Annotated in this window: 16 protein-coding genes, 1 pseudogene and 1 riboswitch; of the genes and pseudogenes, 7 read left to right on the top strand and 10 right to left on the bottom strand. The window is 67.5% G+C overall.

Going from position 1 to position 16140, the window contains the following annotated elements:
* Window positions 1-42: 42 nt before the first annotated feature.
* The 3 genes from G205_RS12145 to G205_RS12135 form a co-directional block, all read right to left on the bottom strand.
* Window positions 43-1227 (bottom strand): cation:proton antiporter, encoded by a 1185-nt coding sequence (locus G205_RS12145; RefSeq protein WP_009358223.1) that lies wholly within the window; start codon window positions 1225-1227, stop codon window positions 43-45.
* Between the two features lie 5 nt (window positions 1228-1232).
* Entirely contained in the window at window positions 1233-1715 is a 483-nt protein-coding gene (locus G205_RS12140) for a cation:proton antiporter regulatory subunit (RefSeq protein WP_009358222.1), read from the bottom strand.
* A gap of 68 nt (window positions 1716-1783) precedes the next feature.
* Entirely contained in the window at window positions 1784-3187 is a 1404-nt protein-coding gene (locus tag G205_RS12135; RefSeq protein WP_009358221.1) for an MFS transporter, read from the bottom strand.
* A gap of 191 nt (window positions 3188-3378) precedes the next feature.
* Between G205_RS12135 and G205_RS12130 the strand changes: the two genes are divergently transcribed.
* The 6 genes and pseudogenes from G205_RS12130 to mnhG all read left to right on the top strand — a co-directional run bounded on the left by G205_RS12130 (window position 3379) and on the right by mnhG (window position 9893).
* Window positions 3379-6393: a Na+/H+ antiporter subunit A gene (locus tag G205_RS12130; protein ID WP_009358220.1), complete on the top strand. Its 3015-nt coding sequence runs from the start codon at window positions 3379-3381 to the stop codon at window positions 6391-6393.
* A complete protein-coding gene (locus G205_RS12125) occupies window positions 6390-6986 on the top strand; it encodes a Na(+)/H(+) antiporter subunit C (protein ID WP_009358219.1) in 597 nt (198 codons plus the stop codon). The genes G205_RS12130 and G205_RS12125 overlap by 4 nt, the downstream gene beginning before the upstream one ends.
* Window positions 6983-8655, top strand: a pseudogene (locus G205_RS12120) (Na+/H+ antiporter subunit D). The gene G205_RS12125 and the pseudogene G205_RS12120 overlap by 4 nt, the downstream one beginning before the upstream one ends.
* Entirely contained in the window at window positions 8652-9197 is a 546-nt protein-coding gene (locus tag G205_RS12115) for a Na+/H+ antiporter subunit E (protein ID WP_009358218.1), read from the top strand. Before G205_RS12120 ends, G205_RS12115 begins: the two are co-directional and overlap by 4 nt.
* Window positions 9194-9472: an MrpF/PhaF family protein gene (locus G205_RS12110; protein WP_009358217.1), complete on the top strand. Its 279-nt coding sequence runs from the start codon at window positions 9194-9196 to the stop codon at window positions 9470-9472. Before G205_RS12115 ends, G205_RS12110 begins: the two co-directional genes overlap by 4 nt.
* Window positions 9462-9893, top strand: a complete 432-nt coding sequence (gene mnhG / locus G205_RS12105; protein WP_009358216.1) for a monovalent cation/H(+) antiporter subunit G — start codon at window positions 9462-9464, stop codon at window positions 9891-9893. The genes G205_RS12110 and mnhG overlap by 11 nt, the downstream gene beginning before the upstream one ends.
* A gap of 3 nt (window positions 9894-9896) precedes the next feature.
* On the opposite strand, the gene G205_RS12100 is transcribed toward mnhG, so the two are convergent.
* The 7 genes from G205_RS12100 to G205_RS12070 form a co-directional block, all read right to left on the bottom strand.
* Window positions 9897-10160 carry a DUF4235 domain-containing protein gene (locus tag G205_RS12100; protein ID WP_009358215.1) on the bottom strand — a complete coding sequence of 88 codons (264 nt, stop codon included), beginning with the start codon at window positions 10158-10160 and terminating at the stop codon, window positions 9897-9899.
* Window positions 10161-10226: 66 nt separating this feature from the next.
* The gene (locus G205_RS12095) at window positions 10227-12416 is read right to left on the bottom strand and encodes a hypothetical protein (protein WP_009358214.1); all 2190 of its coding nucleotides are present in this window, start codon (window positions 12414-12416) and stop codon (window positions 10227-10229) included.
* Between the two features lie 67 nt (window positions 12417-12483).
* Window positions 12484-12696, bottom strand: coding sequence for a CDGSH iron-sulfur domain-containing protein (locus G205_RS12090; RefSeq protein WP_009358213.1), 213 nt, complete (start codon window positions 12694-12696; stop codon window positions 12484-12486).
* 26 nt (window positions 12697-12722) lie between these two features.
* A complete protein-coding gene (locus G205_RS12085) occupies window positions 12723-13778 on the bottom strand; it encodes an iron-containing redox enzyme family protein (RefSeq protein ID WP_009358212.1) in 1056 nt (351 codons plus the stop codon).
* A gap of 61 nt (window positions 13779-13839) precedes the next feature.
* Window positions 13840-14298: a DUF4383 domain-containing protein gene (locus G205_RS12080; protein ID WP_009358211.1), complete on the bottom strand. Its 459-nt coding sequence runs from the start codon at window positions 14296-14298 to the stop codon at window positions 13840-13842.
* 111 nt (window positions 14299-14409) lie between these two features.
* Complete coding sequence (locus G205_RS12075) at window positions 14410-14616, bottom strand: hypothetical protein (protein ID WP_009358210.1); 207 nt, start codon at window positions 14614-14616, stop codon at window positions 14410-14412.
* The gene (locus tag G205_RS12070) at window positions 14613-15164 is read right to left on the bottom strand and encodes a heme-degrading domain-containing protein (protein WP_035752898.1); all 552 of its coding nucleotides are present in this window, start codon (window positions 15162-15164) and stop codon (window positions 14613-14615) included. The genes G205_RS12075 and G205_RS12070 overlap by 4 nt, the downstream gene beginning before the upstream one ends.
* An 80-nt stretch (window positions 15165-15244) precedes the next feature.
* Window positions 15245-15381, top strand: a riboswitch (TPP riboswitch).
* Between the two features lie 58 nt (window positions 15382-15439).
* Here G205_RS12070 and G205_RS12065 point away from each other — a divergent pair.
* Entirely contained in the window at window positions 15440-16063 is a 624-nt protein-coding gene (locus tag G205_RS12065; protein ID WP_009358208.1) for an ECF transporter S component, read from the top strand.
* The last annotated feature ends 77 nt before the right edge of the window (window positions 16064-16140 follow it).

Below are 16140 nucleotides of genomic sequence, written 5' to 3'. Positions count from 1 at the left end.
GGCTCCGGATCCGGCAGCCACCTCATTCCGCAGGCACCGCGCTTACGCCTTCGCCGGAACTCCCTGCCTGCCGCCGCCGGCTGCGCCGACCAGAGGTTCGACGTAGCGCGCCGCCAGCGGGCCCAGCACGGCCATGATCAGCACGTAGGCCGTTGCCAGGGCTGCAAGTTCATTTGGTACCGCTCCCGACGCCACTGCCAGGCCGGCGATCACGATCGAGAACTCGCCGCGGGCGATCAGCGCTGCTCCGGCACGGAAGCGGCCGCGCCGGGCAATGCCAGCACGCTTCGCGGCCCAGACGCCCGTGACCATCTTGGTGGCGGCGGTGATGACGGCCAGCACCAGGGCCCATCCCAGTACCGGAGGGATGGACGAAGGATCGGTGTTGAGCCCGAACGCCACAAAGAAGATTGCCGCGAACAGGTCCCGCAGCGGTTCAAGGATGCGGGTGGCGTTGTGGGCTGTGGCGCCGGAAATGGCGATGCCGAGCAGGAACGCCCCCACCGCGGCGGATACCTGCATGGCTGAAGCGAGTCCGGCCACGAGCAGCGCGGCACCAAGGACGTTCAGGAGGAACACTTCCGAGTTCTCGCTGTGGACGGCCCTGGACACGTGATGCCCGTGCCGCAGCGCAACCATCAGGACCACACTCACGACTGCAAGCGCGATGCCCACGCTGGTGAGCCCGCCGAGGAAACTGACCCCGGCCAGGATGGTGGTCAAGACAGGCAGGTAGACGGCCATGGCCAGGTCTTCGAACACCAGGATGGACAGCACCACGGGCGTTTCCCGGTTTCCCAGCCGGCCGAGGTCGGTGATGACCTTGGCCGCAATTCCCGATGAGGAGATGTACGTGACGCCGCCCAGCACCATGGCCCCCACACCGCCCCAGCCCAGCAGGTAGGCCAGCGCGGCACCGGGCAGGAAGTTCAGTACCAAGTCGAGCACACCGCCCTGCCAGGACCGGCGCAGGCCCGTGAAGAGCTCGGTTGCCGTATATTCCAGCCCGAGCATAAGCAGCAGCAGGATTACCCCGATTTCGCTGCTGATGTGGGCGAATTCGTGCATCCCCTCAAGCTTGACGATGCCGCCTGCGCCGAAAGCGAGCCCGCCCAGGAGGTAGAGCGGGATGGGTGACATTGCGATCCGTCCGGCCAGCCTGGCCAACAGGCCGAGGCAGAACACAACGGCCCCCAGTTCAATGAGGGTCAGGGCCAGCGGGTCCATAGGACTCAGCCGTGGCGCAGGATATCGGCTGCCGCGTCGAGACCTTCCTGCGTTCCGACTGCCACCAGCAGGTCCCCGGTGTGGAGGACGGCGTCGGGGCCCGGCGAGGGGAGCACCTCACCTTCACGCATGATGGCCACGATGGACACGCCGCACCGGGTGCGGATGCATGCCTTACCCATGGGCTGGTTCTGGAACGGGGAGTCGGGAGCGATCGAGAACTGCCGGGTGACAATTCCGGGGTAGTCCTTGTGCTCTTCGGTCAGCTTCATGGCCAGGTGCTGCCCGCCCAGGAGGTTGCCCAGGGTGGCTGCTTCGTCGCTGGTCAGCGGAATGGACGCCTGGCAGGTATCGGGATCATCCCAGGTGGAGATGATGAGTTCCGTCTGACCCTCGCGCAGCTCCACCACGCCGATTCGGCGGCCGGAGGCTGTCATGAAATCCTTCCGCAGGCCAAGGCCCGGAAGGTTGGTCTCATCCACGTTCATGCTTCAAGCCTAGTCTTCCGGGGGCGCCCGTGGGGTGCGGTCAGTGAGCCCGGAAGTCCTGCCCGGATTCAGGCCGCCGGAACAACCGCAATAGGCGCCTCGTCCGGCGCTTTCACCGGGAGCAGGACCAGCAGGCCGGCCAGGAGGACCACCATGATGCCCAGGATCCCCCAGCGCTGGGCCTCGCCGGCAGGAACCAGCGGCGTGGCAACGGCAATGCAGAGGGTGAACAAGGCTGGAGCAAGGAAGCTGACGGCACGGCCGGTGGTGGCATACAGGCCGAAAAGTTCACCCGACTCGCCGTGTGGTGCCAGCCGCGCCAGGTACGCGCGCGACGAGGACTGGGCGGGACCCACGAACAGGCAGAGGAAAAGGCCGAACACCCAGAACGTGGTGCTGCCTGCCCAGGCCATGCCAAAGAAGACGTACTCGCCGTTGCCAAGGACCAGGATCACGGTGCCCGCGGCCAGCAGGCCGAGCAGGGAACCGATGATGACGGCCTTCGGTCCCACCCGGTCATCCAGGAATCCGCCGATCACGGCCCCCACCGCCGCCACCACATTCCCGAAAATGGCGAAGAAGATGACCTGGGAGAGCTCGAAGCCGAAGGTTCCGGCCGCGATGATCCCGCCAAACGTGAAGACCGCGGCAAGCCCGTCACGGAATACGGCGCTTGCCAGCAGGAAGTAGATGGTGTGCGGGCTGGTGGCATAGATCGCCTTGATCCGCCGCACCAGCAGACCGTAGCTGGCCAGGAAGCCCAGTTGCCTGCCCTTGCCTGTGCGGGGCAGTTCGGGGACGGCGAACAGCACGGGCAGGGCGAATACGAAGAACCACAAGGCGGAGAAAACGGCCACCAGGCGAATGTTCAGGCTGTCCTCCGTGGACGCGCCGAACCACTCGAAACTGGGCTGGACGAACAACTGCAGGACGGCCAGCAGGGCCACGATTCCGCCCAGGTATCCCGCACCCCAGCCAAAACCGCTGACCCTGCCGATGTTCCGGGGCGTGGATATCTGGGCGAGCATGGCGTTGTAGTTGACGCCGGCGAACTCGAAGAAGATGTTTCCCAGCGCGATCAGGGACACGCCCAGGAGCAGGAATTCGGGCCGCGGAAACACGAAGAAGCACAAGGCGGTCAGGACGGCGACGGCCGCGGTGTTCACACCCAACCAGAGCTTCCGCCGGCCGCCCGCATCGGAACGCTGCCCGGTCACGGGGGCCAGCAGGGCGATGGCCAAGCCCGCCACGGTAAGGGCAGCGCCGAGCACGGCGGACGCCTGATCTTCCCCGCCAAAGGCGCTGGAGGTCAGGTAGACGGTGAAGACGAAGGTTGTCATCACGGCGTTGAAGGCCGCGGAGCCCCAGTCCCAGGAAGCCCAGGCCAGGATTCTGCCCTTATTGGAGGCGTGCTGGCCTGATTCAAGGTCCGAGGCCGGCTGCATGGCCCCCGGAGCGCTGGCGCTGTTCATACGATGCATCGTATCCGCCGAGGGCGAACACGGCGCGGACCCTGCCCCGGAATGCCGGGGGAGGCGGCGGTCATGTTACCCGATGCGGGGCGGAGGCAAAAGAGACTTGATAAACTGCCTGTTCCCGAACCTTACTTTTTGCCGCCTGCTTTACTTTTGACAATCGAATCCCTGACGTTGCGGAGAATCCAGTGGTAACAGTCCTTGCCGTGCACTTTTCGGTGGCTGTCCTGGCGCCGCTTCTCTTCCGGGCCTGGGGCCGCAATGCGTTCTACGCCCTGGCTGTTGTCCCTGCAGGTTCCTTCGCCTGGCTCCTTTTCCAGCACGCACCCGTCTACTCGGCAGCCGGTGCTGTGGCCGAGGTCTTTCCGTGGATTCCCGGCCTGCACCTCGAATTCGCCTTCCGCCTGGATGCGCTGGCCTGGGTGATGTCGCTGCTGGTGCTGGGCGTCGGTTCCCTGGTGCTGGCCTACTGCGGGCGGTACTTCAAGCGGAAGGACCAGGACCTCGGAGCATTCGGAGCCCAGCTCCTGGCCTTCGCCGGCGCCATGTTCGGCCTGGTGGTGGCGGATGACCTGCTGCTGCTTTTCATCTTCTGGGAACTCACCACCATCCTGTCCTACCTCCTGATCGGGTTCGCCCGGACCAGGCTGGCAGCGCGCCGGTCTGCCCTGCAGGCCCTGATGGTCACCACGGCAGGCGGCCTGGCCATGCTGGTGGGCCTGATCATGCTGGGGCATGCCGCCGGAACGTACCGCATCTCCGCGATCCTCGGCCAGGCTCCCGCCCTGGCGGGCGGAGCGTCCGGCCCCATGGTGAGCGCCGCCGTCGTGCTTGTCCTCGTCGGTGCCATCACCAAGTCGGCGCTGGTTCCCTTCCACTTCTGGCTCCCCGGAGCCATGGCAGCCCCCACTCCCGTCAGCGCGTACCTGCACGCCGCGGCCATGGTGAAAGCCGGCATCTACCTGGTGGCGCGGCTCGCGCCGGGCTTCTCCGAAACGGCCTACTGGCAGCCGGTGGTGCTGGGGCTGGGCCTGGCCACCATGCTGGTGGGCGGCTACCGCGCGCTCCGCCAGACAGACATCAAGCTCATCCTCGCGTACGGGACCGTCAGCCAGCTGGGCTTCCTCACTATGGTGGTGGGGCTGGGCACGCCCGATGCCGCCCTGGCCGGACTGGCGATGCTGCTGGCCCACGGCCTGTTCAAAGCCACCCTCTTCCTGGTGGTGGGCATCATCGACCACCAGTCCGGCACCCGCGACGTCGGAAAGCTTTCCGGCGTCTTCCGGTCCTCCCGCGCCCTGGGCATCGTGGCGGGCGTCGGTGCCGCGTCCATGGCGGGCGTCCCGCTGCTGGCCGGGTTCGTGGCGAAGGAATCGGTGCTGGAGGCCTTCGTGCACCACGCCGAAGACCCTGCCGCCGGGCCGTGGGGAGCGGTGGTCCTTGGCGGAATCGTGCTGGGATCCATCCTCACGTTCGCCTACAGCGCGCGCTTCATGTGGGGGGCGTTCGCCACCAAGCCGGGCGTGGAGCCCACCCCGTTCAAGGCAATCCGGCCGTCCTTCCTGGCCGCCCCCGCCATCCTGAGCCTCCTCACCGTCGTGTACGGGCTCTGGCCGGTCCCCGTCGACGCCTGGCTCCAGCCCTACGCTGCACTGTTCGCATCCACGGCGCCCGACGCCGGCACCCCGGCTGAGCAGGCAAGGCACCTGGCGCTGTGGCACGGCTTCACCCCCGCGCTGGGCCTGACAGCGCTGACCTTCGCGCTGGGCCTGGCAATGTACTTCGGCCGGAATGCCGTCGTGCGGCTGCAGTCCAAGGTGCCGGCCTGGGTGGACGCCGACCGCGCCTACCAGCTGACCATCGGCGCCCTGGACGACATTGCCGTCTGGGTTACCGGCCGCACCCAGCGCGGTTCGCTCTACTACTACCTGGCCGTCATCCTCAGCGTGGCGTTCGTGCTGCCCCTGGCCGCCATCCTCGCCGCCCGCAAACCGCTTCCCGAGGGCCTCTACCTGGTGGATCCCGGCTCGCCGCTCCAGCTCGTGGTGGGAGCCGGCATCGTGATCGGCGCCCTGGCCGCGGTCAAGGCGAACAAGCGCTTCCTGGCAGTCCTGATGGTGTCCGTCACCGGTTACGGCATTGCCCTGATGTTCGCCCTGCAGGGCGCCCCGGACCTGGCCCTTACCCAGATGCTGGTGGAGACCATCATCCTGGTGGCCTTCGTGCTGGCCATGCGCAGCCTGCCGGCCGAACTCCGTGACCGCACCGGCGGAAAGTACCGGGTGGTCCGCGTCCTGATCGGCCTGGGATTCGGTACCACCATGGTGTTCGCCGCGATCTTCGCCATGGGAGCGCGCATCGCCACTCCCGTCTCGCTGGAGTTCCCGCAACTGGCCTATGAAGGCGGCGGCGGGCTGAACATCGTGAACGTGACGCTCGTGGACATCCGGGCGTGGGACACCTTCGGGGAGATCACCGTCCTGGCGCTCGCCGCCACTGGTGTGGCAAGCCTGATCTTCGTCCGCGGCCGGGGCGACCGGATCCTGATGTCCGCGTCGGTGGCCGAGGGATCCGTGGGGCGCCACCATGGCGTCGATCCCGGGAGCCGGGACGGCGCGGCCCTGGCCATCAGCAGGAAATTCGCTTCCGCCACCCGGGACGCCTGGCTGGTGGCCGGGCGGACCCTCGCGCCGGAGCGCCGGTCCATCATCTTCGAGGTGGTCACCCGCCTGGTCTTCCACTCCCTGGTGATCTTCTCGCTGTACCTGCTGCTGGCAGGCCACAACCTTCCCGGCGGCGGATTCGCGGGCGGCCTGACGGCCGGACTTGCCCTCACCATCCGCTACCTCGCCGGCGGGCGGTTTGAACTGCGGGAGGCGACCCCCGTCAGCGCCGGGGCACTGCTGGGCATCGGGCTGGCCATCGCCGCGGCCTCGGGCGTGGTCCCGCTCCTGCTGGGCGGCCAGGTGTTCCAGACCGCCATCATCCAGTTCTGGCTGCCCGTCTTCGGCGACATCAAGTTCGTCACCTCCACCATCTTCGATATCGGTGTCTACATCGTGGTGGTGGGGCTGGTGCTCGACGTCCTGCGCAGCCTCGGCGCCGAAATCGACGAGCACTTCGAGGAACGCGCAGCCGCTCCCGCCGAGGACCAGGAGCCGGACGGCATTCCGGCGGAAACCACAGCGAAGGGCAAAACATGAGCGTCAACCTGACCCTGCTGATCATCATGGGTGCCCTGTACGCCTGCGGTATCTACCTCATCCTCGAACGCAGCCTCACCCGGGTGCTGCTGGGGCTGATGCTGCTCGCCAATGCCACCAACCTGCTGATCCTCGCCACCGGCGGATACGCCGGACTGGCTCCGCTGTACTCCAAGGACATTGCGGCCGAGGACTACAACGACCCCCTGCCGCAGGCGCTGATCCTGACCTCCATCGTGATCTCCTTCGCGGTCACAGCCTTTATGCTCGGCATCATCTACCGGACCTGGGTGCTTGCCCGGCGCGATGAGATCCAGGATGACGTGGAAGACCTTCGCGTCGCCGAGACCCCCAGCTTCGATGCCGAGGACGATGCCGAAATCCCGGCGGAGACCTCCGAGTTTCCGCTCACCATGCTGGGCGGTGACGGCCGGGACATCTCCGACCACCGCCCGGCCGGTGACGGCGGGCGTGCCGCCGGCACGGCCACCCTCGTGGCCGGCGGCCGCGAAATGCCGGCCGAGGATGCCGCTGCCGAGGAAAAACCCGGCTCCCGGAACGTGGAGCCCGGCCCGGAAGAAGGCGGAAAGTGAACATCGCAAGCTTTGCCCCGCTCGCCGTCGTACTTCCCATCCTGGGTGCTGCCCTGACCTTCATGCTGATCCGGCATTCCCGGGCGCAGCAGGCCGTCAGCATCGGTTTGCTGTCCCTGACCCTGCTGCTCGAATGCCTCCTGCTGGCCCATGTGTGGGACGGCGGCACCGTGGCGGTGACCATCGGGGGCTGGCTGCCGCCGTGGGGCATCGTGATGGTGGTGGACCAGTTCTCATCGCTGATGCTGGTGGTCTCGTCCGCGGTGAGCCTGGCCGTGCTGGTGTACGCCACCGGCCAGGGCATGGCCGACGGCGACCACGACGCGCCGGTCTCGATCTTTCACCCCACCTACCTGATCCTGGTGGCCGGCGTGTCCAACGCGTTCCTCTCCGGTGACCTGTTCAACCTGTACGTCGGCTTCGAGATCCTGCTGACCGCAAGCTACGTGCTGATGACCCTCGGCGGGACTGGCCCCCGGATCCGCGCAGGCGTCACCTACGTGGTGGTGTCAGTGGTGTCCTCGGTGCTGTTCCTGATCTCCATTGCCATGGTGTACGGGGCCACCGGCACCGTGACCATGGCGGACCTCGCGCTCAAGCTGGGGGAACTGGACCAGGGCACCAGGACCCTCCTGCACGTGATGCTGCTGGTGGCGTTCGGCATCAAGGCGGCCGTTTTCCCGCTGTCCTTCTGGCTGCCCGACTCCTACCCCACGGCCCCGGCCCCCGTCACCGCGGTGTTCGCCGGCCTGCTGACCAAAGTGGGCGTCTACGCCATGGTCCGTACGGAAACCCTGCTGTTTCCCGGGGACTCGCTGAACACGCCCCTGATGGTGGCGGCGCTGCTGACGATGGTGGTGGGAATCCTGGGTGCCCTGGCGCAGAGCGACATCAAGCGTCTCCTCTCCTTCACCCTGGTCAGCCACATCGGCTACATGGTGTTCGGGCTGGCCATGTCCTCGGTGGCGGGACTGGGCGCGGCGGTCTTCTACGTTGCCCACCACATCACCATCCAGACCAGCCTGTTCCTGGTGACCGGCTGATCGAACGCCGCGGCGGAAGCTCCTCCGTGGACCGCCTGGGCGGGCTGGCCAAGCTCTCGCCGCTCCTGGCGCTGCTGTTCTTCATCCCCGGCATGAACCTTGCCGGCATCCCGCCGTTCTCCGGGTTCCTGGGCAAGGTGGGACTAATGCAGGCCGGCATCGAACTGGGAACGCCCCTTGCCTACGCACTGGTGATCGGCGGCGTCCTCACCAGCCTGCTGACGCTGCTGGCAGTGGCCAGGGTCTGGAACCGCGCGTTCTGGCGCCGGCCGTCCGATGCCGAGCACCCGGACCCGGTGCTGCTGGCAGGGCCGGACGAGGACGCACAGGCGGACGGGCAGGTCCAGGGGGAAGGGCGCCAGGATGGCGGTGCCCGCCGGACCGGCATGCTGCTGACCTCCCGGACCAGCGCCACCCGCTCCGCAACGCTGCTGCCGCGGACCATGGTGGGCTCCACGCTGGGCCTGGTGGCGCTGGGCGTGTCCCTTACCGTCTTCGCCGGGCCGCTCTTCGGACTGTCCGACCGGGCGGCTGAAGACATGCTGGACCGGACGCCGTACATTCAGGCCGTCATGGGCGGGGACACCGTGGTGCCACCCGTCCGGACCGCGGGAGGAGGTCAATGAGCCGCCGCCGCATTTCACTGCGCCAGGAACTGCCGCTCCTGGTGTGGCTGGTGATCGTGTGGGGTGCTCTCTGGCAGGACTTCAGCCCCGGCAACCTGCTGTTCGGCGCGCTGCTGGCAGTCGCCGTCGCCCGGCTCTTCTACCTTCCGCCGGTGGAGCTCAGCGGCCGCTTCAACATCCTCTACGCCATCCCGTTCGCCCTGGCGTTCCTGGCGAAGGTGGTTGTTGCCAGCGCCCAGGTCCTGCACCTCGCTATCACCAGGGGACCCAAGGTGACCAACGCCGTCGTCGCGGTTACCCTGCGGAGCCACCAGGACCTGATGGTCACCGCCACCGGGCACGTCATATCCCTGATTCCCGGTTCCCTGGTGGTGGAAGTGGACCGGTCAACGTCCACCCTCTACCTGCACGCCATCAACATCAGCACCCCGGAGGACGTGGAAAACCTGCGCAACGAAGTGAGGTCCATCGAGGCCGGACTGATCCGGATCATGGGCACGCGCGAAGAACTGGAAGCAGTCCGGATGGAGGCAGCCGCATGATGCAGGCCGTCCTGGCCGTCACGGCCGTCATCTTCTCCCTGGCCGCCACCGGGGCCATCATCCGCATCGCGCGCGGGCCCTCGCTGCTGGACCGCGTCCTGGCCTCCGACGTGCTGCTTGCCATCCTGGGCGGGGCGCTGTGCGTGGACATGGCGGTGAACCGGCACCTTAACAACCTGATGCTGGTGGTGGCCATCTCCGTCATCGGCTTCATCGGATCGGTGACGGTGGCCCGGTTCGTGGCCGACCGGAGGGAGCAGCCCAGTGAGCCCTGATACCTGGACCTTCGACCTGGCAAGCGCGGACGGCTGGATCAACCTGGTGTCCGCCGTGTTCATGGTGGTGGGCGCGGTGATGTCCCTCGGCGCGGCCATTGGCCTGCTGCGCTTTCCGGACCTGCTGAGCCGCATGCACGCCGCCACGAAACCGCAGGTGCTGGGCCTGTTCCTGCTGCTGGCGTCCATCGGGCTGCAAATGCGGACGTGGTGGGTGTGGCCGGTGCTGCTGGTGGCCTGGATCTTCCAGCTCCTCACGGTGCCCGTCTCGGCGCACATGGTGGGCCGGGCAGGCTACCGGACCAAGCACCTGCACCGCGAGCTGCTCACCTCGGACGAGCTGGAGGCAGTGGTGCAAAAAGCCGCCGCCAAGGCCGCCCGCGAGGACGGCTCCGGCGACGGCCCTGAACGCCAGTCTTAACGGCTAGACGACGTCCTGGCTCTTCGCGAACCGGGTGATGGCCCGCTGGGTCCCGCGGTTGGTCAGCACCTGGATCACGGCACTCACCGACGCGGACACGAGCGCGAACGTGAGGGCGGTGCGGAGCGTGGTGGGGACATCCTCCTTGTCGCCCTTGGGCGGCTTCCGGCCCGTGGTCTTTTCCCAGATCACGTCCACTGCCTTGGTTCCGGCGAATCCGGCCAGCAGGCTGATGCCCGTGCCCAGCAGCTTGATGAAGAAGTTCATTCCGTGCCTCCTAGCGTCGTGAAATCAGGACTTCCCCTAGCCTAACGTCAGGGTGGCCGCCCCACGTCAGGGCGCCCTCACCAGGCCTTCCCAGTTCACAGTCCAGTGCGGCGGAAAACCGGGCGCATCCCGGTCCGGGCCGCCGTCCCAGCCGGCAGCCATCAGGGCAACGGCCGCCAGCAGCCCGCCGTTGCCCGGCAGGTACAGCGGCAGTGATTCCGTCTGCCGGTTGTGGCCGTTGGGCAGCACCAGGTTCTTCGCTGCGTCCAGCAGGAGCGCGTCGACGGCGGTTTCCGGGTCTTCGAGCCTGGCGGCGGTCATGGCCATCACCGGATAGTCCCAGCCCCAGGTGCTGTCCCAGTCCCAGTCGGCCAGGACGCTGGCCAGGGTTGCGCGCATGATGGCGGGATCGATGAGGTCCGTCCGCGGCAGCACCCCCAGCGCGCAGAGCATGGAGGGATGGTCCGTGCGGATGGTGTACGGCTCCACACCGATGGCCGCGTATACCCCGTCCACCACCGTGGGGCGCACCATCCCGTCCGCCACCTCCGCCCACTTCTTCCGGGGCGGCAGCCCCAGCCGCTCCCGCCAGGTGTTGGCTACCCGCAGGGCCCACTGCCAGTAGGCGAGCTCGAAGGTGGGGTTGCTTGCGGTGGTCCTGGTGGATTCGTAGCTCTCCTGGGCGGGCACCAGGGGCGGGCCCAGCTCATAACCGCGGGCGGTCGGGTGCGCGAAGCCGGCCATGAACTCGGCGCTTTCGAACACAATCTCCGCGAACTCCTCCAGCAGGTCCCGCGATGGCTCCGCCCGGTACGCCAGTTCCGCGAGGTGGATGGGGTGCGGCTGCTGCCAGATGAGGAACGTGCCGATGGGGCTGGGGCTCTCGCGCCCGTCCGGGCCCACCTGCTTGGGCCAGCGGACGCCGTCGAACCCCTGGGCCTTCGCTGTCTGCCGGGCGGGCTCCAGGATGGAGGCGTACCAGCGCAGCGCGGGCAGCAGGAGTTCGGTCCGGTCCCAGGCCGCGAAGTGGGCTGCATGCCACCAGTGCATCTCCAGGTGGAATCGTCCGCGCCAGGAATTGCAGACCAGTCCTGTTTCCTGGGGCGGCAATGAGCCGGAGCAGTTGATGGCGGTGAGGTACTGGGACAGGACCGCCCGGCGTTCGATCTCCGCCGCGCGTGGATCGTCCGGTGCGGAAAGTTCGACGGCGGCGCCGGACTTCCAGAATTCCGGCCACACCGTGCGGGAGGCCCGGATGACGGCGGTGCCGGCCCCGGACTTCTGCGGTGCGCCATCCCCGCCGCCGGTGTTTCCGGTACGCCTGGCGCTTCCGATGCCCCCGGTGCCGCGGGGCTGGCAGTCACCCGTACCGGTGCTGGTGAAGTGGACACTGAAATCCAGGACCTGCTGTCCGGCCGCAGCCTGGACCAAGACGGTGTGCGGGCCGGTCTGCTCCAGCTCCATGCCGCTGCCCATGACCTGCACCCGGTAGGCCGACCCGTCCAGGTCCCGGGTGATGACCCAGTTCCGCCCGCCGCCGGCAGCCTGCCGCTCCGCCAGCGTGGTGGTGTGGGCGTCGGGGCGGGACCAGTCGGCAGCGTTGTGCCAGGCACCGGAGCCGTACGGGAAGGCCAGTGAGACGGCCAGGCCGTGCTGCAGGGCGGCAGATTCGATCTTGAAGCCGAGTTCGTCCCTGCCGGGGTGGCAGGCGGTGCACACTGTCACCGGATGCCCCTGCAGCCTGAAATTGCTGGTGGCCGTGCCGGTCCAGAGGTCAAGGACCTGGCTGGTGTTGGAGATGTCGTCCGCTGCCAGCTCCGGCTTTCCGCGCGCCGGCAGGACGAAGCCGATCCGCCCCAGGTCCAGCCGGTGCGGGTTGGCCCGCAGCCAGGCCTCGCTGTCCGACGCACCGGTGTCCCGCCCGTCCACGATGCCGCCCACCATGTCCACGTACGGCACCGGGCCCCGGGGCGAATCGTAAAGGACGGTGGATCCGGCCAGCGTGTAGTCCTGCCCGGGCGGAATGGAATGCCAGCCCCACTGCGACTGGGTACCGAGCAGGGTGCCTGGCGGAAGCCCGTCCCGTGCGGCCACCGGGTACCGGGCGGGCAGGGACTGCAGGCCTGTCAGGTCCATGGTGAAGCAGAATTCCCCGTTGCCTACGGAAATGGGGCTGCGGGGATCAATGGTGCGCTGCTCCACGTTGTGGCGGCGCACCAGGGTTTCGCGGTCGATGACTGCCTGTTGGCTGTGCAAGTGCGCACGCTCCTCGGATCAGAAAACGCTTTCCGAGAATCCATCCTTGTGCGCTGCCCCGTGGGTGTCAACCACGTGGGTCCGTCCGGAACTTGATCATTTTGTGGGTGCCGTCGCAGTAAGGCTTGATCGCTGAAGCCCCGCACCGGCACAGGGCCACCGTCTTCCGTTCGCGGGGGACCGGCTCTCCTGAGGGCGTGACGATCTCGAAGTCCCCCCGCACGATGAGTGGCCCGTCCGGGCACACCACGATGGAACTCTCGGGCGGGTCCTGGTCCATGGCGGCTCCTCCGCCTGCAGGGGCGGTCATGCTGCCACGGGCATTGCCGCCCTGAGCGAGGAGCGGCCGTTTTCCCAGGACTCAAGAAGGTGGGCGGAAAGCCTGATGTCAATGGCCATGACCGCCGTTGCCCCGAACAGGACGTCATCCAGCAGTTCCGGCTCGGCTTCCACCAGCCCGCCGGCAAGGTCGCGGCCCGCGATCTGCTCGTGGACCGCATCGGCTTCCACATGTTCGTCGAAGTAGTGGGTGACGCCGGCATCGAAGCCGTGGCGGCGGAAGCCGTTGCCGTAGAACCGGTTGGGCTGCGAAGACGTCATCTCATAAATGGCCAGGTGCCCGATGATGGCGCCGCGGAGGCGCCGGTTCAGCCCGCACAGGGACATCAGGTTGACGGCCGCCAGGGAAACCGCCGGAACGGTATCGATGTACGCGCCGTAGGAGTCATCCATCCCCAGCCCCCGCATGGTCCGGGCGAACAGGGCGCTGTGCATCCGGTCCGGACGTCCGCCGCCGTACTCGTCCGCCTGGATTTCCACCAGCGCCGCCTTGGCCCGGCCGCTGAGGCGGGGGATCGCCCACGTGTGCGGATCCGCCTCCTTCAGCTGGTACACCGACTTATGGATCAGTAACTCCTTGAGCTGGTCAAGGCTGGCCTTCCTGGCCACATAGCGGGAGACGCTGGGGCCGGTGTCCCTGCCGGCAAGGCTGAACAGCACATCTGCCACTGCGTCGCTGGTGAGGTCGGCGGCAGCCGGAAGGTCCAGCTCGCCGGCGGCGTCGCCGGCTGCCGCGCGAAGGGCCGCCTCAAACGGCTTTTCCAGGGCCTGACGGACCTGGATCAGCCCGGCATCCCATTCCCACGCGTCCGTGACGCCGTCGAGGCCGGAGTAGTGCAGTTCGTACAGGCAGAAGAGGGCCAGCTGCGCATCGTCGTCGCCGATGATGTCCGCAGTTTCCGCCAGCCGGTTCAAGGTGAGCTCCCGCAGCCCGGCCAGGGCTTCGGCCGGGCCCGCCGGCGCACCCGCCAGGACGTCGAGCAGCGTGCCGCTGATGGGGCCTCGGGGTTCCGGGATTCGCATGGGATGCTCCTTGGTTTCGGGTTGTGGCGGTGCCGTCTGCGCTGGCGGCAGGTGGGTCAGGTCAGGATTTCCGGCTGCCCGCCGGGGTGGTCCGCGGCGAGAGGAGGACGGCAAGGACGATCATGGCCAGCCCCAGAATGAGGTGGAGCCAGTTGTCCGCATAGTTTTCGGGGATGAAGTTGGCGGGGGTCTCGTCCCCGATGAGCAGGCCGTACAGCCACAGGACCAGGTAGATGACGCCGCCGTACGTGAGGAAGTTCCGGGCCTGCCGGTGGGTGCGTGCCATGAACAGTCCGGCGGCGCCGAACAGGAGGTGGACAAGGTTGTGGAGGACGGACACCTGGAATATGCCCAGCAGCAGGGCCCCCGAGCCGGGTCCGGCGAAGCCAAGGGAGCCATAGTTGCTGGTAATGCCCGGAACGAACCCAAGGATGCCGGCGAACAGGAAGACGCCGGCAACGCCCAGCGCGGACCACTGCAGTGCGGTCCGGACGCCGGGTGGACGGGTGCTGACTGCCATGTCCTGGACTCCTCGTACGCGGTGGAAACAACATAGTAAGCATGATTACTAATAAAAGCTAAGCAAGCTTGGTTTCCGCGCCCGGAGCTAAGGCCGGCCAGGATGTTCCCGTCAGGCCGGTCCGGTCCAGGTGTAGGGGTTCGTGTGGTGCCCGCCGCTGCGGGCCTGGTCGTACCCCTGCTGCCATGCCTTGCCGACGGCGGACACCAGCTCGGCCAGCAGGGGATAGTAGGGATGGTCCGGGCCGATAAAGATCATCTCGTCCTCCGCCCTGTCCACCGCCGCCCGGACGGGGTTGTCAGCGGGATTGCCGGTCATGGTGCCCCGTCAGCCCCGGCGGACCGCAACACCTCACGCATGGCCTCCACCACCAGGTCATGGTCCTGCACCTGCGGCAGTCCGGACACGGTGACGGTGGCAACTGCCCCCACCCCCGTTACGTAAACGGGGATAGAGCCGCCGTGGGCCGCATAGCGGCTCTGGTCGAACCAGCCTTCGTCCTCGATCCTGCCTCCGCGCAGGCGCCCGCGAAGCCCTACCAGCAGGGAAGGCACCTCGTACCGCGCAGCGGTCCGTTGCTTCGCCCGGATCCAGTGTTCGTTGTCCGGCGTGGCGCCCGGCAGTGCCACATGGAACAGCACCTGTTCACCCTTGGTGATGTCGATCGCGATGGGCAGGCTGCGCTCCTTGCCCAGCTCCACCAGGAGGAGGCCAAGGTTGAGCGCGTCATCCATCGAGAAGCCCGGGAACTGGAGTTCGTGGATTTCACCCTCGATGCGGCCGATGAGGGCCTGCAGGGATCCCTCCGGCTGGGCGTCCTCGGAGTCCGGGTCGAACTCGGTCACATGCGGCTTATTGGCGGTCATGGCCCACAATCTACCCCTGTCCAGGTGTAAACTGGACCACGCCCAACAGGGCAATCCAACGCATCATCCAAGCAAGCAACACATAACGACAGGGGAGCGCCGCCGTCGGACCTGGCAAGGCCGGGAACCGCAGGTGGGCGCTGAGAGTGCGGACAGCCGCAGACCCTCGAACCTGATCCGGTTAGTACCGGCGCAAGGGAGTCGAGTTCTCGAAGTCCGGCAGCGGCGAAGTGCCGACTGCCGTGCTTTCCCCTCCTGTTTCCCAGGAGGATTCCATGAGCACTGCAGCAATCAAGAAGACCACCAGCAAGTCCTGGCGCGTCGTGGACATCGTGGTGGCGGCCCTGATCGCCATCGCCGGCGGCGTCATCTTCTGGGCCTGGTCCCAGGGCGCGGCCGCGGTGTCCGGCCCCATGAACGCCGTCTACCCGCCCCTGACCGGCCTGATCGCCGGCGGCTGGATGATCCCGGCCGTGCTGGGCATGCTGATCATCCGCAAGCCCGGCGCAGCCCTGTTCTGCGAGACGGTCGCAGCCACCGGTGAGCTCCTTATGGGCTCGCAGTACGGCGCGTCCGTGCTGTTCTCGGGCTTCGTCCAGGGCCTTGGCGCCGAAATCATCTTCGCGATCTTTGTCTACAAGAAGTTCAACCTGCCGGTGGCGCTGCTGGCAGGTGCTGCCGCAGGCCTGTTCTGCGGCCTGAACGACTCCTTCGCCCCGTGGGGATGGAACATCGCGTACGCCGGCGGCGACAAGCTGGCCTACATCATCTTTACCGCCATCTCCGGCGCGATCATCGCCGGTGCCCTGTCCTGGATCGCCACCCGCGGCCTGGCCAGGACCGGCGTCCTGAGCTCCTTCGCTTCCCGCAAGGCGGCAACGGAGCCCGTCTTCTCCTGATGCAGGCACCCAACCACCACGGCGCGGCCGGGGCGGTGCGGCCGGCCGCAGTCACGGCGCGTGGCTGGGGCTGGCGG

Origin of the sequence: Arthrobacter nitrophenolicus, assembly GCF_000332815.1 — a bacterium.
GTDB lineage: Bacteria > Actinomycetota > Actinomycetes > Actinomycetales > Micrococcaceae > Arthrobacter > Arthrobacter nitrophenolicus.
Note: the sequence above shows the minus strand (reverse complement) of the source record. Positions and strands in the feature narration are given on the sequence as shown.